This window comes from Flavobacterium sp. EDS (genome assembly GCF_020991525.1).
In the GTDB taxonomy this organism is placed as follows: domain Bacteria; phylum Bacteroidota; class Bacteroidia; order Flavobacteriales; family Flavobacteriaceae; genus Flavobacterium.
Genome location: NZ_JAJMOZ010000002.1, coordinates 288,694 through 312,259 on the forward strand (window position 1 = coordinate 288,694; position 23,566 = coordinate 312,259).

Here is a 23,566-nt window from a genome sequence, read left to right on the forward strand (position 1 = left end):
GGCGAGTTAAATTTAACATAGCAATGAGACACGGAAAAAAATTCAATCACTTAAGCAGACAGACTGGACATAGAAAAGCTATGTTGGCTAATATGGCTTGTTCTCTTATTGAGCACAAACGTATTAACACTACTGTTGCTAAAGCTAAAGCGCTTAAACAATTCGTTGAGCCTTTAATCACAAAATCAAAAGAAGATACGACTCACAATCGTCGTATTGTTTTTGCATACTTACGTAGCAAATATGCTGTAACTGACTTGTTCAGAGATGTAGCTGCTAAAGTAGGAGACCGTCCAGGTGGATACACTCGTATCATTAAAGTTGGAAATCGTTTAGGAGATAACGCTGATATGGCGATGATCGAACTTGTTGATTTCAATGAACTTTACAACGGAGGTAAAAAAGAAGTTAAAAAAGCAAAAAGCCGTCGTGGTGGAAAAGCAAAGAAAGCTGAAGAGACTTCTGAAGCTCCTGCTGCTGATACAGAAACGACAACTGAAGCTTCTGAATAATTATGAAAATAATCATTCAATAAGAATTAAGGATAAACTAGTTACTAGTTTATCCTTTTTTTTTGTTTTTTTTGAAACTAAAACACAATAATCTAACACTTTCCCCTCTTAGGGTTTTATTTTTAGAGATGAATTTTTTAAAAAACCTTGCACTCGCTCTTTTAAAAAATTAAATTTGCAAAATATCTAATTACAAATGAAATACACAACACGACAAAGCGCCATTCTTTTATTAAGCGACGGAACAATTTTTCACGGAAAATCAATCGGAATTAGTGGTACAACTTTTGGCGAAGTTTGCTTTAATACAGGAATGACAGGGTATCAAGAAATCTTTACAGATCCTTCTTATTTTGGTCAGATTATGGTTGCTACCAATGCTCATATAGGAAATTATGGCGTAAATGATTCTGAAATAGAGTCTGATAGTATCAAGATATCAGGATTGGTTTGTAAAAACTTTAGCTTTAACTATTCTCGAGAAGGTGCTTCAGAGAGTTTAGAGTCTTATTTTATAAAAGAAAATCTTATTTGCATCTCTGATGTTGATACAAGAGCATTAGTTAGTTATATACGTGATAACGGAGCAATGAATGCTGTTATTTGTACTGATGGGACATCTATAGAGGATTTAAAGATCGCATTAGCAAATGTTCCCAATATGGAAGGATTGGAACTTGCTTCTAAAGTATCAACAAAAGAACCGTACTTTTATGGAGATGAAAACGCAACTTATAAAATCTCAGCATTAGATTTAGGGATTAAGACGAATATTTTGCGTAATTTGGCAAAAAGAGATTGTTATATCAAAGTGTTTCCATATGATTCGACATTTAAAGATTTATCTGCATTCAATCCAGATGGATATTTCTTGTCAAATGGCCCAGGTGATCCAGATCCATTATTTGGTGCAATCGAAGTTGCTAAAGAGATCTTGGCAAATGATAAGCCATTATTCGGTATTTGTTTAGGACACCAAGTTATTGCTTTAGCAAATGGAGTTTCTACTTATAAAATGTTTAACGGACATAGAGGAATAAATCATCCAGTTAAGAATATAATTACAGGTAAAGGTGAGATTACATCGCAAAATCATGGTTTTGCTGTTAATAAAGAACAACTAGATAATCATCCGGATTTAGAAATTACACATTTGCACCTTAATGACGAAACTGTTGCGGGTATGCGTATGAAAAATAAGAATTGTTTTTCTGTACAATACCATCCAGAAGCTAGTCCAGGGCCACATGATTCATCTTATTTGTTTGATCAGTTTATTGAGAACATAAAGGGGAATTAAACTAAAACGATTGAGTTAATAAATAAAAGTATTTTATTGCTAAGGAACTTAATTGGTGTTAAATATTTTTATAATTTCGAAAAATATTTATAATTTAATAATAAAAAATAAAAATAATGAGTATTATAATAAAAATTCACGCAAGACAAATTTTTGATTCTAGAGGTAATCCTACTATTGAAGTTGATGTAATTACAGATAATGGAGTTTTAGGAAGAGCAGCTGTTCCGTCTGGAGCGTCTACTGGAGAACATGAAGCGGTTGAATTACGTGATGGAGGTAAAGCTTTTTTAGGTAAAGGAGTTTTGAATGCAGTGAATAATGTAAATACTATTATTGCAGAAGAATTAGTTGGTGTTTCAGTTTTTGAACAAAATGTAATTGATCAAGCTATGATCGATTTAGATGGAACTCCAAATAAATCTAAATTAGGAGCAAACGCTATTTTAGGTGTTTCTCTTGCTGTAGCAAAAGCAGCAGCTAATGAGTTAGGATTGCCTTTATATAGATATGTAGGTGGTGTTTCGGCAAATACATTGCCAGTACCAATGATGAACATTATTAACGGGGGTTCGCACTCTGATGCTCCGATTGCTTTCCAAGAATTTATGATTTTCCCTGTAAAAGCAACTTCTTTTTCTCACTCTATGCAAATGGGAACTGAAATTTTCCATAGCTTGAAAAAAGTTTTGCATGACAGAGGATTAAGTACAGCTGTAGGTGATGAAGGAGGTTTTGCTCCAAATTTACCAGGTGGTACTGAAGATGCTTTAGATACTATTAAAAAAGCTGTTGAAAATGCAGGATATACTTTCGGTGACGAAATTATGATTGCTCTTGATTGTGCAGCTGCTGAGTTTTATGTAAACGGTAAATACGATTACTCTAAATTTGAAGGAGAAACAGGTAAAGTAAGGACTTCTGCTGAGCAAGTTGATTACTTAGCTGAATTAGTAGCTAAATACCCAATTATATCTATTGAAGATGGAATGGATGAAAATGACTGGGATGGATGGAAATTGCTTACGGAGAAAATTGGAAATAAAGTACAATTAGTAGGTGATGATTTGTTTGTAACTAATGTGGAGCGTTTGTCTACTGGAATTGAAAAAGGAATTGCAAATTCTATTCTTATTAAAGTAAATCAAATTGGTACATTAACAGAAACTATTGCAGCAGTAAATATGGCTAAAAATGCAGGTTATACTTCAGTAATGTCTCACCGTTCAGGAGAAACTGAAGATAATACCATTGCAGATTTAGCAGTAGCATTAAACTGTGGTCAAATTAAAACTGGTTCGGCTTCACGTTCAGATCGTATGGCAAAATACAATCAATTACTTAGAATTGAAGAAGAGCTAGGTAGTACTGCTTATTTTCCTGGATTAAATGCTTTCAAGATTAAATAATTGTAAGAGTTATATATTTAAAAAAAAAACCATTCGTGAAAACGAATGGTTTTTTTTGGAGTTTTAACAAATTCATAGCAAGATTCCTTTTTTAGTTAGTCTTAAATTCCTTAGATTTGATAAATTATTATTTAAAAGATTTATTTCCGATTATATTATGTCAAAAATAGCTACCCTAGAAGTAGATGGTAAGAAAATTGAACTTCCTGTTATAACTGGAAGCGAAAATGAATCTGCTGTCGATATTAACAAATTACGTGATTTAACTGGTTTCATTACTCTTGATCCAGGATATAAAAACTCTGGTTCTTGTACAAGTGAAATTACTTTTCTTGATGGTGAATTAGGAATTTTACGTTACAGAGGATACTCAATCGAAGATTTAGCCGAACGAGCAAGTTTTCCTGAAGTATCTTATCTATTAATTTTTGGAGAATTACCAACTGCTCAACAATTAGCACAATTTGATGCTGATATTAAAAAGCATACTTTGGTAAACGAAGAAATGAAAAACATCATTGATGGTTTTCCAAAAACTGCTCATCCTATGGGGGTTTTGTCTGCATTGACAAGTGCCTTGACAGCTTTTAATCCTAAGTCGGTAAATGTAGAAAATGAAAAAGAAATGTATGAGGCTGTTTGTAAAACAATAGCTAAGTTTCTTGTTATTGCTACATGGACGTATAGAAAAACTATGGGGTATCCATTAAACTATTATGACAATACGATAGGATATGTAGAGAACTTCATGCAATTGATGTTTAAATTGCCTACTGGGCCTTATGCAGCAAACCCTATTATAGTTAATGCATTAGATAAATTGTTCATTTTACATGGTGACCATGAACAAAACTGTTCTACATCTACAGTAAGAATGGTTGGATCTTCTCATGCAGGTTTATTTGCTTCGATTTCTGCTGGAGTTTCTGCACTTTGGGGACCACTTCATGGAGGTGCAAACCAAGCTGTTCTTGAGATGCTAGAAGAGATTAATAAAGACGGTGGAGATACAGATAAATTTATGGCGAAAGCCAAAGATAAAAATGATCCATTCCGTTTAATGGGATTTGGTCATAGAGTTTATAAAAACTTTGATCCGAGAGCTAGAATTATTAAGAAAGCTGCAGATGAAGTTTTAAATACATTAGGTGTTGATGATCCAATTTTAGCGATAGCTAAAAAATTAGAAGCAGCAGCTCTTGAAGATGAATACTTTAAATCAAGAAGCTTATATCCTAACGTAGATTTTTACTCAGGAATCATTTACAGAGCATTAGGAATTCCTACTGATATGTTTACAGTAATGTTTGCTATCGGAAGATTACCAGGATGGATTGCGCAATGGAAAGAAATGCGTGAAAATAAAGAACCAATCGGTCGACCTAGACAAATATATACTGGTCATCCTTTAAGAGAATTCAAATCGAATAAATAAAATTCAATTTAAAGCTTCACTTAACTGTGAAGCTTTTTTTTATCTTTGTTGAAATCAAATAATAGAATATGTTACAATTAAATGTAAAGAACGAAACATCAAGATTACGGGCTGTAGTTTTGGGATCTGCAGTTCATAACGGACCTACGCCAACTATAGAGGAAGCGTATGATCCGAAATCATTGGAGCATATTAAGGCAGGAACTTATCCAGTAGAGTCTGATATGGTTGCCGAAATGGAAGCTTTTAATGCAGTACTTCAAAAATACAATGTGACAGTTTTTCGTCCTGAAATGATTGAAAATTACAATCAGATTTTCGCTAGAGATATTGGTTTCGTAATAGATGACGTTTTTGTGAAATCAAATATTTTACCTGATAGAGAACGTGAGTTGGATGCAATCCAATATATAATAGATCAAATGGATCCTAACAAAGTTGTTCGTCCACCTGTAGAAGTGCATATTGAAGGAGGAGATGTTATGCTTTGGAATGATTATATTTTTATAGGGACTTATAAAGGAAGTGACTATAAGGATTATATTACCGCAAGAACAAACATGGAGGGAGTTGAATTCATTAAAAATTTGTTTCCAAATAAAATAGTTAAAGAGTTTGATTTAGTTAAATCTAAAATTGAAGCTCGCGATAATGCTTTGCATCTTGATTGTTGCTTTCAACCAGTAGGGAAAGATAAAGGAATTATTTATAGAAGAGGATTTCGTGAAGAAGCTGATTATATGTATCTAGTGAATCTTTTTGGTAAAGAGAATTTATTTCATATCGAGAGAGAGGAAATGTATTATATGAATTCTAATGTTTTTTCAATCGATACAAATGTTGTTGTATCAGAGAAAAATTTCACTAGACTAAATAATTGGTTAAGAGGTAATGGGTTTGTTGTAGAAGAAATTCCTTATGCTGAAATAGCTAAACAAGAAGGGTTGTTAAGATGTTCGACATTGCCGTTAATTAGAGACTAAAAATAGTTTTTAAGTTTTAGTTTTCAAGTTTATTGCAAACATGAAACCTGAAGTTTGAAACAAAAAAATAAATAAAATGAAACAAACTACAAACGCAATAGTAATGATTCGCCCAGTGGCATTCCGTATGAATGAACAAACGGCAGTAAACAATTATTATCAAAAAGTGTTAGATGGGCTTTTGCCAGCTACAGTAAATGCAAAAGCACAACAAGAGTTTGATGCTTTCGTTGAGAAATTAAGAGCAGTTGGAGTAGATGTAACCGTAGTAGAAGATACTCTAAATCCAGATACGCCAGATAGTATATTCCCAAACAACTGGGTTTCTTTTCATGAAAATGGGGATGTAGCATTATATCCTATGTTTGCCGAAAACCGTCGTCAGGAGCGTCGTGAAGATATCTTAGATATTTTAGAAGAAAAAGGATTCGAAATCAATAATATCGTAGATTATACATCGGCAGAAGAGGATGGTTTTTTCTTAGAAGGAACAGGGAGCTTACTTTTGGATAGAGCAAATGGAAAAGCATATTGCGCCTTGTCACCAAGAGCTGATGAAGAATTATTTATAGAATTCTGTGAAGATTTTGATTATGCACCAGTTATTTTTGAAGCATTTCAAACTGTTAATGGAGAACGAAAACTAATTTATCATACTAATGTTATGATGTGTTTAGGAGAGGCTTTTGCTGTGATTTGTACAGATTGTATTGATGATAAAAAAGAGCGTAAAATGGTTCTTGAAAATCTAAAAGCGGATAAAAAAGAAGTTATTTTAATTACAGAAGCTCAAGTAAATAATTTCGCAGGAAATATGCTTGAAGTTCGTGGTACAAATGATAAAAAATATATTGTAATGAGTGCTTCAGCTCATCAAAGTTTAACGCCAAAGCAAATTTCGCAATTAGAAAACCATGCGGAAATTTTAAGTTCAAGTTTAGATACTATCGAAGCTTGCGGTGGAGGAAGTGCAAGATGTATGATGGCAGAAGTATTTTTACCAAGAGCATAAGTTAAAACAGAATTATAAAAAAAGGGATAAATTTTAAGTATTTATCCCTTTTTTTATTTTTAGCGAAATCAAAATTACATTAAATTCACTTTAATTATATTGATAATAGCGCTCACTATATATTGTATTCCAATTGCAATTACAATAAAGCCAACTATCCTAGATATTGCAACAATTCCTGATGCTCCAAGTATCTTAGCAAGATAATGTGCGCTTCTAAGAATAATAAAAATTACAACAGCAATTGCTAAAATAGCAAATGAGCCTATTATAACTTCGCTAGTTTGGTGGTGTTCTTGATAAAAAGCAATTAATAAAGATATTGATCCAGGGCCTGCAAGCATCGGGATTGCAAGTGGGGTAAGAGCAATATCATTTCTTTGTTGTGCATCTGTTTCTATCTTTTTGTTTATCCCTCTTTTCTTGTTGAATTTTCCTGAAAGTAGAGAGAATCCTGAATTTACAATTATAATTCCTCCAGCAATACGGAGAGCATCGATACTAATTCCGAAGAAAGTTAGCATATATTGTCCCACAAAAAAAGAAACGATTAAGATTAGGAAAACATTTATTGCAGTCCATAAAGAAATTCTGGAACGCTCTTTCTTGGAGTCGTGTTGTGTTAATCCTACAAAGATTGGAACTGTTCCAATTGGGTTTAATACCGAGAAAAGAGCAGCAAATAAGTAAATAAATAGATCCATAAAGTCTTGTTTAGTCTTGTAAAAATAGTCTTTTTTAAAAGATATGATTGTAGTTTAATTAATAGGTAATTGATTTTGTTGAAAAATAACTAAACTTTTTAAATCATCCAAGAGCTAAACCTTTTTGATTACTTTTGTAGTATATATTAAAGACAATGAAAAATAAAAAAACAGTAGTGCTTGGAGCAACTACCAAGCCAGATAGATATGCTTTTTTAGCTATAAATAAATTAGTAGAAAAAGGACATACCGTTTTGGCAATTGGACAAAATGCTGGAGAAGTTGCTGGAGTAAAAATTCATACAAAGGCAATTCCGCTTAAAAATATCGATACAATTACTTTATATTTGAATCCATCGCGTCAGCGAGATTATTATAATTATATTGTAGAAGCTAAGCCTAAGAGAGTGATTTTTAATCCAGGAACTGAAAATCCAGAGTTGTATCAGTTGTTAGAACTTAATAACATTAAGGCTCAAGTTGCCTGTACATTAGTTTTGCTTACAACAAATCAGTATTAGTTCTGTAAAATAATTAATTTATTGTTTTTTTAGTAGCTATTTCCAGCTATCCGCTATATCTTTTTCTGTTCGCTGTGGCGAACAGAAAAAGGATGTCGCTTCTATCTGGGCTAGTTCCTAATAAGAACAATTATAATAAGAAGTTTTATGAAATGTAAAATCTCAGTTATTTGAAACTTCTATTTTCCATAAAACAAAAGTCGAGTAAACCCACAAATTTAGTATTTTTGTCTTCATGGAATTTTCTTCAAAATTAATAGAGAAAGCAGTCAGCGAAATGTCACAATTGCCAGGTATTGGTAAGCGTACAGCCTTGAGATTAGTTTTACATTTATTAAAACAGCCCAAAGAACAAACAGGTTTTTTAGCCGAAGCATTAATGACAATGCGTGCCGATATTAAATTTTGCGAAAGCTGTCATAATATTTCTGATATTGCAGTATGTGAAATTTGTGCTAACACTGCAAGAAATCATCAAACAATATGTGTAGTTGAGGATATTCGCGATGTAATGGCTATAGAAAACACAGGGCAATATAAAGGGATTTATCATGTTTTAGGAGGGAAAATTTCTCCTATTGAAGGAGTTGGACCAAGTCAGTTGAATATAACTACCTTAGTAGAAAAGGTAAGGTTAGGTGGAGTAAACGAAATCATTTTTGCTTTAAGCTCAACAATGGAAGGTGATACAACCAACTTTTATATCTACAAACAAATAGCTGATGCTGAAATTATAATTTCAACAATAGCACGCGGAATTGCTGTAGGAGATGAATTAGAATATGCAGACGAAGTAACCCTTGGACGAAGTATATTGCATAGGGTTCCGTTTGAGAAAACGTTTAAAAATAGTTAACAGAGTCAGTCGAGAAAATTGATGTTTTCTAAATAATAAATGAAAAGCTATATTTGCTATTAAAATTCTGTAAATGAATAAAAACTCTCTTTATCTGTTGTTGCTTATTAGCACTCTTTTTGCATCATGCATTCCGCTAAATGATTTAGTTTATTTACAAGATAAAGGAACAACAAGTACTGAAAGTAATATTGTTGCTGCTGTAGAATCAAAACCCTATCGATTACAGACTAATGATATCTTAAGTATTAATATAAAAGCCATTGATCCAAAGTTGGTAGCTATTTTTAATACTACAGATAAAACCGTAGGACAAAATTTATCTAACTCAGAAGCAGGATTATATTTTGATGGCTTTACAGTTGATGATCATGGAAATATAAGAATGCCAGTTCTGGGGGAAATAAATGTTATGGGATACACACTTGAAGAAGTACGTGTTAAAATAGAAAAACAATTATTAGACGAACATTTCAAGCCAGAAGCAAACATATTTGTAACAGTAAAGCTTGGAGGTTTTAGATATACAATAAATGGAGAAGTAGCATCTCCAGGCACCAAAACACTTTTTCAGCAACAGGTAAATATAATGGAGGCCATTGCAAATTCTGGTGATATTACAATTACAGGTAATAGAAAAGCAGTTACTATTATTCGTCAATCACCTACAGGAGTTGAAATGCATGATATAGATCTTACGGATCTTAATGCAATTAAATCTCCATATTATTTTTTACAACCAAATGATTATATATATGTAAAACCACTTAAGCAAAAAACTTGGGGGACAGGTAAAACAGGAATAGAATCTATTGGAACAATAATCACTATAATTTCTTTGGCAACAACTACATTTTTACTTTTAAAACTTTAAAAACCTACAAAATGTTAGACATAAAAGATTTTTCGATTTTTGACAATCAATCAGATTTTGATTTTAAAGGTTTTTTGTTGAAAATTGGGGGATACTGGAAATGGTTTTTATTGAGTTTAATAATTTCCTTTGCAATTGCTTATCAGGTAAATATTCGTAAAGAAAAAATATATGGAATGGAAACTTTGATTTCCATAAAAGAAGAAAATAATCCATTCTTTACTTCAAATACAAGTTTAGTATTTAATTGGGGAGGAACTTCCGATCAAATAAGTAATACAATCACAGTGTTACAATCAAGATCTCACAATGAGCGAGTTGTTGATAAGTTGCAATATTATATCGATTATCTAGAACAAGGCAAGTATAATATGGTAGACTCTTATGGAGTTGTCCCTTTTTTTGTTGCTATAGATAAATCGAAAGGACAATTAGCAGCGGCATTAATTAGTATTAAGTTTTTAGATGCTAATGAATATGAAATTAGAATTCCTTTTGAGAATAATTCAGTTTCATTAATCACTTATGCTAATAATTCATATAGTAGCACGGCTGTAGAGATAGGAGATTTTGTAAAGAAGTATAAAGTTGGAGAACAAGTTTCGTTGCCCTTCTTAAACTGGAAATTGCAAATAAATGATAATCCTGGTTTTTATAAAGGCAAAGAATATTTTGTGCGATTTAATGATTTTGATGGAACGGTTGCGCAATACCGTGGTATAAGTGTAAGATCTGACGAAGGAGGAAGTTCGATAATTACATTAGGAATGCAAGGAACCAATAAAGCACGAATGGTTGAATATTTAAATTCGACTGTAAAAATGCTAATAAAGATTCAACTTGATAGTAAAAATCAATTTGCAACAAATACAATTAATTTCATCGATAGTACACTTGTAGCAATGGAGGCTCAGTTAAAGCAGACAGGAGATGAATTAAAGACATTTAGAAAAGGCAAAAATGTTTATAATATAGAAGAAGGAGGAAGTAAGTTTTCGGACAAAATTATGGACTTTGATGTCGAAAAAGATAAGGTTACTCGTAAAATAGCATATTATAATTCGTTAAATGCATATTTGAAAAACAGTGTTGATTATTCTAGGTTGCCTGCGCCATCAGTTGCTGGAATTGAAGATCCAAATATTGTTGTAAATGTTTCTAAATTAATATCGCTTTCTGCACAAAGATCAGAAATGGCGTATGCAGTAAAAAGTGATAAGATTTTTAAAGATTTCGATAATCAAATGATGGCTGTCAAGAATGTATTGTTAGAAAATATTGCTTCGGCAAAGTCTTCTCTACAATATGATTTGGCAATGGTAAATAGTAAAATTGGACAGACAGAAAGTACAATAAAAAAATTACCAGAAGAGCAACAAGAATTGTTAAAAATTAAGAGAAAATATGATTTAAGCGATAATGTTTATAGTACATTTCTCCAAAAAAGAAGCGAGGCTGATATAGTTAAAGCTGCTAATTTGTCGGATATTCATTTTATAGATCCAGCCAAAGATGTCGGAGGTGGATTGATTGGGCCTAAGACATCAGTTAATTATGTTTTAGCATTGTTCTTAGGGATACTAATTCCGTTATTATTAATTTGTATTATTTTATTCGTTAATAACTCGATCCAGAATATAGAAGATGTTAGTAGGCAAACACAAATTCCATTAATTGGAGTGGTGGGAGTAAATAATGAGGCTACGAATTTAGCTGTGTTTGATAAGCCTAAATCTGCTTTGTCTGAGTCGTTTAGATCAATTCGATCTTCTTTACAGTTTTTATATAAAAAACAGCAAGTTGATGGAGCAAAGACATTAATGATAACTTCATCGATAAGTGGTGAAGGCAAAACGTTTTGTTCTATTAATATAGCTACCGTATTTGCATTAAGTGAAAAAAGAACAGTTATTGTTGGTTTAGATTTAAGAAAGCCTAGGCTAGCAGAAGAATTTGAATTGACTAATGAAGTGGGAGTAGTTAATTATTTGATTAAGGAGAAAAACTTAGCAGAAATTACAAATACAACTAAAATTCCGTATTTGGATGTTATTTTTTCAGGACCAATTCCTCCAAATCCCTCTGAATTGATTTTAGGAGAAACAATGAAAGAATTCATGAGTCAGTTAAAGGAAAAATACGACTATATAATTTTAGATACACCTCCAGTTGGACTTGTTTCAGATTCTTTAGAATTGGTACAATATAGTGATGTAACTTTGTATATTGTGAGACAAAATTATACCAAAAAAGATATGATAACGTTGTTGAATAATAGAATTAAAAGAGGAGAACTCACAAATGCAAGTATTGTTTTGAATGGATTTGAGAATAAAGCCAAATACGGAGCAACTTATGGATATGGATACGGTTACGGAAGTTATTCTAATGGATATCATGAGGAATCAAAAAAAGTAAGTTTATTAAAAACGATTTTTAATAAATTCAATAAAAAATAATATCGAGTCATTATAAAGTATTAATTATGGAATCACAAAACACGATATTAATTACTGGAGGAGCTGGGTTTATAGGCTCTAATCTCTGTGAATATTTTTTAGGACAAGGGCATAAAGTTATTTGTTTGGATAATTTTTCGACAGGTCATCGACATAATTTAAAAGATTTTGTTGCGAATAAAAATTTCAAATTAATAGAAGGAGATATTCGAAATATAGCTGATTGTATCTTAGCGGTTCAAGGAGTTGATTATGTTTTACATGAGGCAGCTTTGGGTTCAGTTCCAAGATCCATAAATGACCCAATTACAACGAATGACGTTAATGTTTCGGGATTTTTAAACATGCTTGTAGCTTCAAGAGATGCTAAAGTAAAACGATTTATTTATGCAGCAAGCTCCTCTACTTACGGTGATTCAGAAGGATTGCCAAAGGTAGAAGAAGTAATAGGGAAACCATTGTCACCTTATGCTATTACAAAATATGTAAATGAGTTATATGCTGAGATCTTTAGCAGAACTTATGGGTTGGAAACAATTGGATTGCGTTATTTTAATGTTTTTGGAAGAAAACAAGATCCGAAAGGAGCTTATGCAGCGGTGATTCCTAAATTTGTAATGCAATTAATGAATTACGAAAGCCCAGTTATTAATGGGGATGGGAATTTTTCGCGTGATTTTACTTATATTGATAATGTGATTCAAATGAATGCTTTGGCCATTACGACTAAGAATCCAGAAGCGGTTAATACAGTTTATAATACTGCATATGGAGATAGAAATACCCTAAATGACTTAGTTGGTTATTTAAAAAAATATTTATCCGAAAATGATGCTAAAATTGCGTCTATAGAAATAACCTATGGGCCAACTAGAGCAGGAGACATCCCGCATTCTTTAGCAAGTATAGATAAGGCAAAAAGATTATTAGAATATGATCCTAAATATTCATTACAAGAAGGATTGAAAGAAGCTGTAAGTTGGTATTGGACTAACTTAAAGGAATAGTTTTCTTTAAAATAGAATAAAAAATAGAATAAAAATATTTGTAAATTTAGTTAGATGAAAATCACAAAGATTTGTTGTATTGGTGCAGGTTATGTAGGCGGACCAACTATGGCAGTTATAGCACAAAAATGTCCGCATATACAAGTTACAGTAGTTGATTTAAATGAAGAAAGAATCAAGGCATGGAATGATGAGAATACCGATAATATACCAATTTATGAACCTGGTCTAGATAAAATTGTAGCTGAAGCTAGGGGGCGAAACTTATTCTTTTCTACAGATGTTGAAAAAGCTATAGATGAGGCTCAAATTATCTTTATATCTGTAAATACGCCTACCAAGACCTATGGAAAAGGGAAAGGAATGGCAGCAGATTTAAAGTATATAGAATTGTGTGCAAGACAAATTGCCAAGATTGCAAAAGATAATAAAATTGTAGTCGAAAAATCGACATTGCCAGTACGTACAGCCGAAGCTATTAAAAGTATTTTGGACAATACAGGAAATGGAGTTCAATTTCAAATTTTATCAAATCCTGAGTTTTTAGCCGAAGGTACGGCAGTAACAGATTTGTTAAATCCAGATCGAATATTAATTGGTGGCGATGCTACATCAGAAGGTAAAGAAGCAATAGATGCTCTTGTAGAAGTGTATTCGAATTGGGTGCCGTCAGATAGAATTCTAACGACAAATGTTTGGTCATCAGAGCTATCAAAGTTGACTGCAAATGCATTTTTGGCTCAAAGAATATCTTCAATCAATGCCATGTCTGAATTGTGTGAGAAGACTGGAGCTGATGTTGATGAAGTGGCAAGAGCAATTGGAATGGATACAAGAATTGGTTCTAAATTTCTTAAAGCTTCTGTTGGATTTGGAGGATCATGTTTTCAAAAAGATATTTTAAATCTAGTTTATATTGCAAAATCATATGGATTAAATGAAGTAGCCGATTATTGGGAGCAAGTGATTATTATGAATGACCATCAGAAGAGAAGGTTCTCTAATAAAATTGTTCAGACACTATATAATACTGTTTCAGGTAAAAAAATAACATTCTTAGGTTGGGCTTTTAAAAAAGATACAAATGATACGCGTGAGTCAGCAGCGATTTATGTAGCTGATGATTTGATTAATGAACAAGCTAAAATTGCTGTTTACGATCCTAAAGTCTCTAGGGAAAAGATGCTAAATGACTTAAATTATTTAGAAACTAGAAACTTAGAAGAGAATACTAAAGCAGTTACTACTTTTGAAAATGCTTATGAAGCTTGTAATGGAGCTCATGCGATTGCTATTTTGACTGAGTGGGATGAGTTTGTAAAATATGATTGGGAGAGAATCTATAATTCAATGCAAAAACCAGCTTTTGTTTTTGATGGAAGAAATATATTAGATAAAGAAGAGCTAAAGAAAATTGGATTTGTATATCTGGGTATTGGGTCATGATATTGTAATGAATCAGGTGCTGTTGTATTGATGTTAGTAGATAAAATTCATAACAAAATAAATAATAATGAATTGGTATGTAGTTTATACGAAACCCAGATGGGAAAAAAAAGTTGCGGATCAATTAAATAAAATAGGGATAAAGTGTTATTGCCCGTTGATTATTCAAATAAGACAATGGTCGGATAGGAAAAAAAAGGTAGAAATGCCTTTGTTTAATTCTTATGTTTTTGTTCAATTAGAAGACTTGGATAGAAATTTAGTGTTTCAAACTCCTGGAGTTATTCGTTATTTATTTTGGTTGGGTAAACCGGCAATTGTTCGTGATGAAGAAATCAGGATTATTAAAAGTAGCATAGAATCTCCTGTGATTAGCGAAATTTCAGTAGCTCCATTTAAGATAGGAGATAAAATAAAGTTGGATTCAGGAGCTTTTAGTAGCCAGGATGCAATAGTTCGGGAAATATCTAATACTCATTATACATTAGTTTTGGAGTCATTAGGTTGTGTGTTAAAAATAAAATATAAATAAATTAACAAGATAAGTGCGAGGTATCTGTAATAATTTGCATAAAAAAGAATCACTAGTTTTAGTGATTTTTTTATGCCTTGTGTTTGAGTTAGGAATATTTTTATGTTGACTTTTAGTCGATTGTGTTTTTTTAGCTACTTAATAATTTATTTTTTATTGTTTCAGTAGTTTTTGCTGTTGAATTAATAGTCTTATTATGGTATATTTGCCAAAAGTGTATGTTCGGTTATCTAGGTCAAAATGTGACTTGGATAAGCGAAGCTGTGGGAATAAATGATTATAAAGATGAAATACAACTAGAAATATATGGAAAAAAACGTAAAAATAGCAATTATAGGCTTGGGTTATGTTGGATTGCCGTTAGCGAGATTATTTGCTACAAAATATTCTGTTGTTGGTTTTGATATTAATCAGTCAAGGGTAAGTTCATTGCGATCAGGTTCCGATACAACATTTGAAGTAGATGATGAAACTTTGCAAAAAGTTTTACTTGACAAAACAGGGGATGCAGTTGGCTTGTTTTGTACTTCAAAAATGGAGGATATAAAAGATTGTAATTATTATATAGTAACAGTTCCAACTCCAGTTGATAAGAATAATAGACCAGATTTAACTCCTTTATATAAATCAAGTGAGAGTATTGCTTCGGTTTTAAAAAAAGGGGATATAGTTATTTATGAATCTACTGTTTATCCTGGAGTCACTGAAGAAGAGTGTGTTCCCGTTCTGGAAAGAATATCTGGATTGAAATATAATGTTGATTTTTACGCAGGATATTCACCGGAGCGAATTAATCCAGGAGATAAAGAGCATACGGTTGAGAAAATTCTGAAAGTTACCTCAGGTTCAACACCTGAAATAGGAAAGAAAGTTGATGAATTATATAAAACGGTTATTACTGCAGGAACACATTTAGCACCGACAATAAAAATTGCAGAGGCAGCTAAGGTTATTGAGAATTCACAGAGAGATATTAATATTGCATTTGTAAATGAGTTAGCTAAAATATTCAATTTAATGGACATTGATACTCAGGCTGTTTTAGAGGCTGCAGGAACAAAATGGAATTTTCTGCCGTTCAAGCCAGGATTAGTTGGAGGCCATTGCATTGGTGTTGATCCTTATTATTTAGCACAAAGAGCTCAGGAATTTGGATATCACCCTGAAATTATTTTGGCAGGACGTCGTTTAAATGACAGCATGGGAGAGTATATTGCTTCTCAAGTGGTCAAGCTTATGCTAAAAAAAGGAATTTATGTAAATGGAGCTAATATTTTAATGCTCGGAATCACATTTAAAGAAAATTGTCCTGATGTGCGTAATACCAAAATTGTAGATTTAATAAATGCTTTGAAAGAATATGGTATTACAGTTACAATATTTGACCCATTAGCAAGTTTAGAAGAAGTATATAAAGAATATAAATTAGATATCATCAACATAATACCTAATCAAAAATTTGATGCAGTTGTTCTAGGAGTAGCACATGCGGATTTTTTGAATTTAAATTTTTCAGAACTACAAAAAGAGAATAGCTTGTTGTATGATGTAAAAGGAATATTAGGAGATATTGCAGATAATAGACTGTAAAATGAAGTGTTTTTGTGCTTCACTGCAGTAAAAAATAGAATATGAATAAAGAGAATTCAATAATACATGTTGTTTTAACAGGTGGGGTAGGTAGCAGATTATGGCCACTTTCCCGTAAAAGTATGCCTAAACAGTATTTAGAAATATTTGAAGAAAAATCATTGTTTGAAATGACAGTGGAAAGAAATGCCAATTTGGCTGATAAAGTCATGGTTGTCGGTAATGTGGATAATTGTCACCTTAGTGAAAAGGTAATGAAAAAGTTAGAGAAAGATTATATTAGTATAGTTGAATCAACTCCCCGAAATACAGCCGCGGCTATTGCATTTGCAGCGTTTGCTTCTCAACCTGAAGATATATTGATTGTAACACCTTCTGATCATATTATTGACGAAATGGGGCAGTATAATCAAGCAATAAAAAAAGCTATTACTAAGGCAGAAGAAGGATACATTGTAACATTTGGAATCGTACCAACGAAGCCAGAAACAGGTTATGGATATATAGAATCGAGAGGTGATGATGTGATTTCTTTTCGAGAAAAGCCTAATAGTGTTACAGCGAAAAGTTTTATTGCACAAGGTAACTTTTTATGGAACAGTGGCATGTTCTGTTTCAAATCGGGTGTTTTATTAGATGAATTAAAAGCATATCAGCCAGAAGTATACGAGAACGCTAAAAGAGTTTGGGAGAATAATAAAAATGGTAATTTAGATTTAGACTTATCACTAGATATTCCTTCAATAAGTATTGATTATGCCGTTATGGAACGTAGTAAAAAGATCAAAGTAGTTCCAGCATCTTTTACTTGGTCTGATTTAGGATCTTTTGAATCGGTGTATGATTATTTAATATCAAAAGGACACCATGTTGATAAAAGTGGGAATATGGTAATTGGTTCTGATAAACATACAACATTTTTGGGATTAAAAAACACTATTTTTGTGCACACAGATACAGCTAATTTGATTTTGCAAAAGGAAAATTCACAAGATGTAAAAGATTTGTATGTCGAATTAGAGCGCCAAAATTCGGAATTATTGAATTAATGATTAAAATGAAAAAAATACTTATAACAGGAGGAGCTGGATTTATTGGATCGCACGTAGTAAGACGTTTTGTGAATAAATATCCAGAATATCATATTTTTAATCTAGATGCATTAACTTATGCGGGTAACCTAGAAAATATAAAAGATATTGAAGATAAACCAAATTATACCTTTGTTAAAGGAGATATAGTTGATGAATCTTTTATAGATAAACTTTTTTCTGAAAATGATTTTGAAGGAGTTTTGCATTTGGCAGCTGAATCTCATGTAGATCGCTCAATAGAAGATCCACTTTCATTTGTTAAGACGAATGTCATTGGAACGATGAATTTGCTTAATGCTGCAAAAAATCAATGGAAGAATAATCAAGAAGGGAAGAGATTTTATCATATTAGTACCGATGAGGTTTATGGATCACTTGGAGCCGAAGGATTATTTACTGAAAAAACAGCGTATGATCCTAATTCCCCTTATTCAGCTTCAAAAGCAAGTTCTGATCATTTTGTACGTGCATATGGTGAAACATATGGCTTGCCTTATGTCTTAACGAATTGTTCTAATAACTATGGATCCTATCACTTTCCTGAAAAATTAATACCACTTTTTATTAATAATATCATCAATAATAAGCCATTGCCAGTATATGGAGATGGTAATTATACGCGTGATTGGTTATTTGTAGAGGATCATGCTATTGCAATTGATTTAGTGTTTCATGAGGGGAAAAATCATGAAACGTACAATATTGGAGGTTTTAATGAATGGAAGAATATTGATTTGGTTAAATTATTGTGTCAAATCATGGATGAGAAATTAGGAAGAGATAAAGGGACTTCTCAAGAGTTAATAACTTACGTAAAAGATAGACCAGGACATGATTTGCGTTACGCAATTGATGCTTCAAAAATTAATACCGAATTAGGTTGGAAGCCTTCGGTAACTTTTGAAGAGGGATTAGAAAAAACTATAAATTGGTATTTGAATAACGAACAGTGGCTGCAAAATGTGACTTCTGGAACTTATAAAGATTATTATAAAAAACAATATTCTTAAATATTTGTAATTTTTAATTCAGCATATTGAATTAGGAATTGTCTAAATGAATTTTATTAAAATAAACTATATGAAAAAGATAACGGCAGTACTCATATTATTTTTTACTCTTTTGGTGTCATTAAATATGACAGCTCAGGATATTTTAAAGTCTAAAGACTTAAGTACTGTTAAGGTCGATTATTTATCTGATAGTGATATTAACAAAATCAAAAATCAATTAGAAGCTAAAGATCTTACTATAGACGATGCAGAGGAAGCAATTCTATCAAAAGGAATGAGTAAATCGGAGTTTTCTAAATTGAAAACAAGATTGGAAGAAGCTTCTAGAAAAGATACCAAAAAGAAGGATTCAAAGGATGAAGATTCTAAGGATAAAAATAAAAAGATTGAGTTTGGAAGGAAGCAAGAAGAGATTGTTAATGATAAAATAAAAGATTCTATAAATGCTTTAATCTTTGGTTCCGAGTTATTTGATAATCCTAAATTGAATTTTGAGCCTGATTTGAAATTGGCAACGCCAATGAATTATATTTTAGGGCCTGGGGATGAATTACAAATTAGTGTTTATGGTGTTCAGGAATTTGACGCGAATGTTCCTGTAAGTGTTGAAGGAAAGATTACGATACAATATGTCGGTCAAATTGCAGTATCGGGAATGACGATCGAAGTAGCTACACAAAAAATTAAAGCAGCTATTGCAAAGGTATATAGTACAGTTCGATCAGGTCAATCGCAGGTAAGTGTTAGTTTAGCTCAGATACGAACAATCAAAATTACTATTGTTGGAGGAAAACAACCTGGTAATTATTCGGTGTCTTCTTTGGCGACAGTATATAATGCTTTGCATTCAGCAGGTGGACCAGGAAAAAATGGTAGCTATAGGAATATTGAATTGATTCGTAATAACAGAGTTTATAAAAATATAGATATATATAAGTTTTTAGTAAAAGGAGATCAATCAGATAATGTTGGCTTGAAAGAAAATGATGTTATTCGAATTCCAGCTTACAGCATGCGAGTAACGGTAACAGGAGAGGTAAAACGTCCCGGGATTTTTGAGATGAAAAAAGGGGAGACTTTTACCGATTTATTATCTTTTGCATCAGGTTTTAATGAATTTGCTTATACGGCTTCTGTAAATATTTTACAGAAAACGGGTAAAGAGTTGAAAGTTCATGATGTTAATGAAAGTGAATTTAACATATACCAACCACAATCAGGGGATGTTGTAAAAGTGGCAAAAATATTAAATCGATTTGAAAATCGTATTCAAGTTGAAGGAGCAGTCTTTAGACCAAATTTTTATTCTTTTACAGAAGGAATGCGTATATCTGAGTTAATAACAAGAGCAGAAGGTTTAAAAGAGGATGCTTATACAAAACGAGCCAGGATTATTCGTTTAAAGTCTGATTTAACTACGGAAATTGTAAATGTTGATTTAGCAAAAGCGCTATCAGGTGATTTAAACTCTGATGTGTTATTGAAAAGAGAAGATATTGTAACAGTATATTCTATTTTGGATTTTAGAGAAGAATACAAAGTTACGATTGATGGAGAAGTTAAAAACCCAGGTGAGTACGAGTTTTATGAAAATTTAACATTAAATGATTTGGTTGTTGAAGTTGGTGGTTTAACAGGTTCAGCATCAAAACGGGTAGAGATTGCAAGAATGAAAAAATCTGATGCGATTAATGATGCAGACCCAAAACGAATAGAAATATTTGAGTTAGAAATTAATGGTGGTAATAATGAACAAATTAAAAATTTCGCATTAATGCCTTTTGATGTTATTAACATACGAAGAATGGCTGTTTATGAAAAGCCTGAAATGGTTAAAATAAGTGGTGCAATTTCCTATCCTGGTAAGTATGTTTTAGCTAACAAAAAAGAAACTGTATATAATATTGTAATGCGTGCCGGAGGATTAACTTCTATTGCTAACTTGGATGGGATGAAAATAAAAAGACCTATTAAAGAAGAACAAATAGAGAAATTAGAAAGTATTGATTTAAATTTGAGAAATGGTGATTCTTTAAAGGAGAAACAATTAGTCAAAAAATTAAAAGACGAACTGAAATATGCAACTATTCCTGTGGATTGGGAAAGAATTGTAAAAGATAAAAATCACTATTCAAATGTTACTTTATTCCCTGGGGATGAAATAGAAGTTGCTACTTACAACGAAGGTGTAAAAGTAACAGGAAATGTTCTGTTGACTTCGGAAATACCCTATAGAAGTGGAAAAAGTTTTAAATATTACTTAAATGCTGTTGGAGGTGTTGATAATATGGGATGGAAGAAAAAAGCCTATATAATTTATCCAAATGGTAAAGCGGCTGTAGCAAGTTCTTTCTTATTCTTTAGATCATATCCCAAGGTAACTCCAGATTCTCAGATTGTAGTTCCTGAAAGACCAGTAGTAAAAAAGATGACAACGGGAGAATGGGTTGGTATTGGTAGTGTCATTTCCAGTTTAGCATTATTAATTATTACTGCTTTTAAATAATAATAAGTTTTAAAAATGGATAAAACATCAATTCAAGACGATGAAATTTCGTTAAAAGAATTAGTAGTAAAAGCAAAGGAGTGGTATTTTTATCTGTTATCACAGTGGAAAATTATTGTCTTAGCAGGGATAATTGGAGCATCTTTGGGTATCGTATATTCTTTGATAAAAAAACCTATTTATACAGCTACTTTGACATTTGCTTTAGAAGAAGAAAAATCAGGAGGAGGTTTAGGCAGTGCCTTAGGTTTAGCAGGCTCTTTAGGTTTAGATCTTGGAGGTGGAGGTGGAAGCATTTTTACAGGGTCAAATTTGAAAGAGTTGCTTAAATCTCGTAGAATGGTAGAGCAAACTTTATTAACTTCTGTAAATTATAAAGGCAAAGAAATTTCTTTGGCTGAAATGTATATTGATATTAATAAGTTTAGAGACAACTGGAAAGAAAAACCGAAACTAGCTAATATTCATTTTTTGTCTAATGCAAATCGTAAATATTTCACACGGGTTCATGACAGTCTCTTAGGATCAATTTATCAAGACGTATCAAAAGGAGGATTAGTTGTTGGTCAGAAAGATAAAAAAATATCAATCATTTCAATAGATATGTCCTCTAGGAATGAACTATTTGCTAAATATTTTTGTGAAGCATTGGCAAAAGAAGTGTCTGATTTTTATATAGATACTAAGAGTAAAAAGGCGAGAATGAATATGGCTATTTTGCAAAGGCAAACTGACTCTATTCGTAGGGAACTTAATGGTGCAATTACTGGTGTTGCAGTTGCAAATGATAACACTTTTAATTTAAATCCAGCGATGAACGTTCGTAGAGCGCCTTCTGCAAGAAGGCAAGTAGATGTACAGGCTAATACAGCTATATTAACAGAACTGGTTAAACAATCTGAATTAGCTAAAGTAACATTACGTAAGGAAACCCCTTTAATTCAAATAATTGACAGGCCTATTTTGCCTTTATCTAAAGATTATTTCGGCAAAGGGAAAGGGGTCATAATTGGTGGTTTTTTAGCTAGTTTATTAATGGTTTTTGGGTTAATAGCCAGAAAAATTATAAAAGAATTATCCATTTAATTATTTTGAAAGTAATAATATTTTAAGCACATTAATAATGAATATTCTTAAACTGATTGGTAGAGATACAGAAATATTTAACAATGATATTTTAGCTTATGAAAATGAATTAAAAGATAGGGTTCAAGGTTCGAGTTTTTTAGTTATAGGAGGAGCAGGTTCAATTGGTCAAGCTGTTACTAAAGAGATTTTTAAACGCAATCCATTAAAATTACATGTTGTTGATATTAGTGAAAACAATATGGTAGAGCTTGTAAGAGATTTAAGAAGTTCTTATGGTTATATAGAAGGTGATTTTCAAACTTTTGCTTTGGATATTGGATCAATAGAGTATGATGCCTTTATAGAATCTGATGGAAACTATGATTATGTGTTAAATTTATCTGCGTTGAAGCATGTAAGAAGTGAAAAAGATCCCTTTACATTAATGAGAATGATAGATGTAAATGTTTTTAATACTGAGAAAACATTACAACAATCAATCAAAAAAGGTACTAAAAAGTATTTTTGTGTTTCAACAGACAAAGCTGCAAACCCTGTAAACATGATGGGAGCCTCTAAGAGAATCATGGAAATGTATTTAATGCGTAAAAGTCTTGAAATAGAGATTTCCACTGCTCGATTTGCTAATGTTGCTTTTTCAGATGGTTCTTTACTACATGGCTTTAATCAAAGAATAATTAAAAGGCAACCTATTGTAGCGCCGAATGATATTAAACGTTATTTCGTGACTCCTAAAGAATCAGGAGAGCTTTGTTTAATGTCTTGTATTTTTGGAGATAATAGAGATATATTTTTTCCTAAATTAAATGAGAATTTGGATTTGATTTCCTTTGCAGATATTGCAGTAAAGTATTTAGCCGAAATTGGATATGAACCTTATTTATGTGATTCTGAAGAAGAAGCTAGAAATAGAGTAGAAGAATTGATTAAACAAAAAAAATGGCCATGCTTATTTACTGGAAGTGATACAACTGGTGAGAAAGATTTTGAAGAATTTTTTACAGCTAAGGAAATTTTAGATATGGATCGTTTTGATAATCTTGGGATTATCAAAAATGATGCTAATTTTAATAACATAAAGTTAGAGAGTTTTACTAAACGGATAAATGAAATGAAAGAAAATTTACTTTGGAGTAAAGATGAAATAGTTAGTTTATTCCATGATATGATACCTAACTTTGGGCATAAAGAAACAGGAAAATATTTAGATTCAAAAATGTAATT

The 23,566-nt window shown here is 31.9% G+C and carries 20 protein-coding genes; 19 read left to right on the forward strand and 1 reads right to left on the reverse strand.

All coding sequences use genetic code 11. The features are described from left to right. The first annotated feature begins 23 nt into the window (after nt 1-23). From rplQ to LPB87_RS04445, 6 genes are all read left to right on the forward strand, one after another. Nucleotides 24-512, forward strand: a complete 489-nt coding sequence (rplQ, locus tag LPB87_RS04420; RefSeq protein WP_035619618.1) for a 50S ribosomal protein L17 — start codon at nt 24-26, stop codon at nt 510-512. 196 nt (nt 513-708) lie between these two features. After that, entirely contained in the window at nt 709-1,812 is a 1,104-nt protein-coding gene (gene carA / locus LPB87_RS04425) for a glutamine-hydrolyzing carbamoyl-phosphate synthase small subunit (protein ID WP_129539784.1), read from the forward strand. Between the two features lie 116 nt (nt 1,813-1,928). Beyond that, entirely contained in the window at nt 1,929-3,221 is a 1,293-nt protein-coding gene (gene eno / locus LPB87_RS04430; protein ID WP_129539783.1) for a phosphopyruvate hydratase, read from the forward strand. A gap of 157 nt (nt 3,222-3,378) precedes the next feature. Continuing rightward, entirely contained in the window at nt 3,379-4,656 is a 1,278-nt protein-coding gene (locus tag LPB87_RS04435) for a citrate synthase (RefSeq protein ID WP_129539782.1), read from the forward strand. A gap of 68 nt (nt 4,657-4,724) precedes the next feature. After that, nucleotides 4,725-5,639 carry an arginine deiminase family protein gene (locus LPB87_RS04440; RefSeq protein ID WP_230605063.1) on the forward strand — a complete coding sequence of 305 codons (915 nt, stop codon included), beginning with the start codon at nt 4,725-4,727 and terminating at the stop codon, nt 5,637-5,639. Nucleotides 5,640-5,715: 76 nt separating this feature from the next. Further along, nucleotides 5,716-6,651 (forward strand): arginine deiminase-related protein, encoded by a 936-nt coding sequence (locus tag LPB87_RS04445; RefSeq protein WP_230605064.1) that lies wholly within the window; start codon nt 5,716-5,718, stop codon nt 6,649-6,651. A gap of 74 nt (nt 6,652-6,725) precedes the next feature. On the opposite strand, the gene LPB87_RS04450 is transcribed toward LPB87_RS04445, so the two are convergent. Continuing rightward, complete coding sequence (locus LPB87_RS04450; protein ID WP_129539779.1) at nt 6,726-7,355, reverse strand: MarC family NAAT transporter; 630 nt, start codon at nt 7,353-7,355, stop codon at nt 6,726-6,728. Between the two features lie 155 nt (nt 7,356-7,510). Here LPB87_RS04450 and LPB87_RS04455 point away from each other — a divergent pair, with 155 nt between their 5' ends. From LPB87_RS04455 to LPB87_RS04515, 13 genes are all read left to right on the forward strand, one after another. After that, on the forward strand, nt 7,511-7,876 hold the full coding sequence (locus tag LPB87_RS04455) for a CoA-binding protein (RefSeq protein WP_129539778.1): 366 nt from the start codon (nt 7,511-7,513) through the stop codon (nt 7,874-7,876). 235 nt (nt 7,877-8,111) lie between these two features. Beyond that, nucleotides 8,112-8,732 (forward strand): recombination mediator RecR, encoded by a 621-nt coding sequence (gene recR, locus LPB87_RS04460; protein ID WP_230605065.1) that lies wholly within the window; start codon nt 8,112-8,114, stop codon nt 8,730-8,732. Nucleotides 8,733-8,805: 73 nt separating this feature from the next. After that, on the forward strand, nt 8,806-9,606 hold the full coding sequence (locus LPB87_RS04465; RefSeq protein WP_230605066.1) for a polysaccharide biosynthesis/export family protein: 801 nt from the start codon (nt 8,806-8,808) through the stop codon (nt 9,604-9,606). A gap of 11 nt (nt 9,607-9,617) precedes the next feature. After that, on the forward strand, nt 9,618-12,065 hold the full coding sequence (locus LPB87_RS04470; RefSeq protein WP_230605067.1) for a polysaccharide biosynthesis tyrosine autokinase: 2,448 nt from the start codon (nt 9,618-9,620) through the stop codon (nt 12,063-12,065). Nucleotides 12,066-12,091: 26 nt separating this feature from the next. Next, entirely contained in the window at nt 12,092-13,072 is a 981-nt protein-coding gene (locus LPB87_RS04475) for an SDR family oxidoreductase (protein WP_230605068.1), read from the forward strand. Nucleotides 13,073-13,126: 54 nt separating this feature from the next. Further along, nucleotides 13,127-14,518 carry a UDP-glucose 6-dehydrogenase gene (locus tag LPB87_RS04480; protein ID WP_230605069.1) on the forward strand — a complete coding sequence of 464 codons (1,392 nt, stop codon included), beginning with the start codon at nt 13,127-13,129 and terminating at the stop codon, nt 14,516-14,518. 67 nt (nt 14,519-14,585) lie between these two features. After that, complete coding sequence (locus LPB87_RS04485) at nt 14,586-15,050, forward strand: UpxY family transcription antiterminator (RefSeq protein WP_230605070.1); 465 nt, start codon at nt 14,586-14,588, stop codon at nt 15,048-15,050. A gap of 306 nt (nt 15,051-15,356) precedes the next feature. Further along, a complete protein-coding gene (locus LPB87_RS04490) occupies nt 15,357-16,640 on the forward strand; it encodes a nucleotide sugar dehydrogenase (RefSeq protein WP_230605071.1) in 1,284 nt (427 codons plus the stop codon). 41 nt (nt 16,641-16,681) lie between these two features. Next, nucleotides 16,682-17,689 (forward strand): sugar phosphate nucleotidyltransferase, encoded by a 1,008-nt coding sequence (locus tag LPB87_RS04495; RefSeq protein WP_230605072.1) that lies wholly within the window; start codon nt 16,682-16,684, stop codon nt 17,687-17,689. 8 nt (nt 17,690-17,697) lie between these two features. Then, on the forward strand, nt 17,698-18,744 hold the full coding sequence (gene rfbB, locus LPB87_RS04500) for a dTDP-glucose 4,6-dehydratase (RefSeq protein ID WP_230605073.1): 1,047 nt from the start codon (nt 17,698-17,700) through the stop codon (nt 18,742-18,744). Nucleotides 18,745-18,814: 70 nt separating this feature from the next. Continuing rightward, nucleotides 18,815-21,253 (forward strand): SLBB domain-containing protein, encoded by a 2,439-nt coding sequence (locus LPB87_RS04505; protein WP_230605074.1) that lies wholly within the window; start codon nt 18,815-18,817, stop codon nt 21,251-21,253. A gap of 15 nt (nt 21,254-21,268) precedes the next feature. After that, nucleotides 21,269-22,339 (forward strand): Wzz/FepE/Etk N-terminal domain-containing protein, encoded by a 1,071-nt coding sequence (locus LPB87_RS04510; RefSeq protein ID WP_230605075.1) that lies wholly within the window; start codon nt 21,269-21,271, stop codon nt 22,337-22,339. A 37-nt stretch (nt 22,340-22,376) separates the two neighbouring features. Continuing rightward, the gene (locus LPB87_RS04515) at nt 22,377-23,564 is read left to right on the forward strand and encodes a UDP-N-acetylglucosamine 4,6-dehydratase (RefSeq protein WP_230605076.1); all 1,188 of its coding nucleotides are present in this window, start codon (nt 22,377-22,379) and stop codon (nt 23,562-23,564) included. Nucleotides 23,565-23,566: the final 2 nt, after the last annotated feature.

What these genes read in the sequence shown, in the direction of transcription:
- rplQ (WP_035619618.1), top strand. Translation starts at nt 24, where the DNA reads ATGAGACACGGAAAAAAATTCAATCACTTAAGCAGACAGACTGGACAT.
- carA (WP_129539784.1), top strand. Translation starts at nt 709, where the DNA reads ATGAAATACACAACACGACAAAGCGCCATTCTTTTATTAAGCGACGGA.
- eno (WP_129539783.1), top strand. Translation starts at nt 1,929, where the DNA reads ATGAGTATTATAATAAAAATTCACGCAAGACAAATTTTTGATTCTAGA.
- LPB87_RS04435 (WP_129539782.1), top strand. Translation starts at nt 3,379, where the DNA reads ATGTCAAAAATAGCTACCCTAGAAGTAGATGGTAAGAAAATTGAACTT.
- LPB87_RS04440 (WP_230605063.1), top strand. Translation starts at nt 4,725, where the DNA reads ATGTTACAATTAAATGTAAAGAACGAAACATCAAGATTACGGGCTGTA.
- LPB87_RS04445 (WP_230605064.1), top strand. Translation starts at nt 5,716, where the DNA reads ATGAAACAAACTACAAACGCAATAGTAATGATTCGCCCAGTGGCATTC.
- LPB87_RS04450 (WP_129539779.1), bottom strand. Translation starts at nt 7,355, where the DNA reads ATGGATCTATTTATTTACTTATTTGCTGCTCTTTTCTCGGTATTAAAC.
- LPB87_RS04455 (WP_129539778.1), top strand. Translation starts at nt 7,511, where the DNA reads ATGAAAAATAAAAAAACAGTAGTGCTTGGAGCAACTACCAAGCCAGAT.
- recR (WP_230605065.1), top strand. Translation starts at nt 8,112, where the DNA reads ATGGAATTTTCTTCAAAATTAATAGAGAAAGCAGTCAGCGAAATGTCA.
- LPB87_RS04465 (WP_230605066.1), top strand. Translation starts at nt 8,806, where the DNA reads ATGAATAAAAACTCTCTTTATCTGTTGTTGCTTATTAGCACTCTTTTT.
- LPB87_RS04470 (WP_230605067.1), top strand. Translation starts at nt 9,618, where the DNA reads ATGTTAGACATAAAAGATTTTTCGATTTTTGACAATCAATCAGATTTT.
- LPB87_RS04475 (WP_230605068.1), top strand. Translation starts at nt 12,092, where the DNA reads ATGGAATCACAAAACACGATATTAATTACTGGAGGAGCTGGGTTTATA.
- LPB87_RS04480 (WP_230605069.1), top strand. Translation starts at nt 13,127, where the DNA reads ATGAAAATCACAAAGATTTGTTGTATTGGTGCAGGTTATGTAGGCGGA.
- LPB87_RS04485 (WP_230605070.1), top strand. Translation starts at nt 14,586, where the DNA reads ATGAATTGGTATGTAGTTTATACGAAACCCAGATGGGAAAAAAAAGTT.
- LPB87_RS04490 (WP_230605071.1), top strand. Translation starts at nt 15,357, where the DNA reads ATGGAAAAAAACGTAAAAATAGCAATTATAGGCTTGGGTTATGTTGGA.
- LPB87_RS04495 (WP_230605072.1), top strand. Translation starts at nt 16,682, where the DNA reads ATGAATAAAGAGAATTCAATAATACATGTTGTTTTAACAGGTGGGGTA.
- rfbB (WP_230605073.1), top strand. Translation starts at nt 17,698, where the DNA reads ATGAAAAAAATACTTATAACAGGAGGAGCTGGATTTATTGGATCGCAC.
- LPB87_RS04505 (WP_230605074.1), top strand. Translation starts at nt 18,815, where the DNA reads ATGAAAAAGATAACGGCAGTACTCATATTATTTTTTACTCTTTTGGTG.
- LPB87_RS04510 (WP_230605075.1), top strand. Translation starts at nt 21,269, where the DNA reads ATGGATAAAACATCAATTCAAGACGATGAAATTTCGTTAAAAGAATTA.
- LPB87_RS04515 (WP_230605076.1), top strand. Translation starts at nt 22,377, where the DNA reads ATGAATATTCTTAAACTGATTGGTAGAGATACAGAAATATTTAACAAT.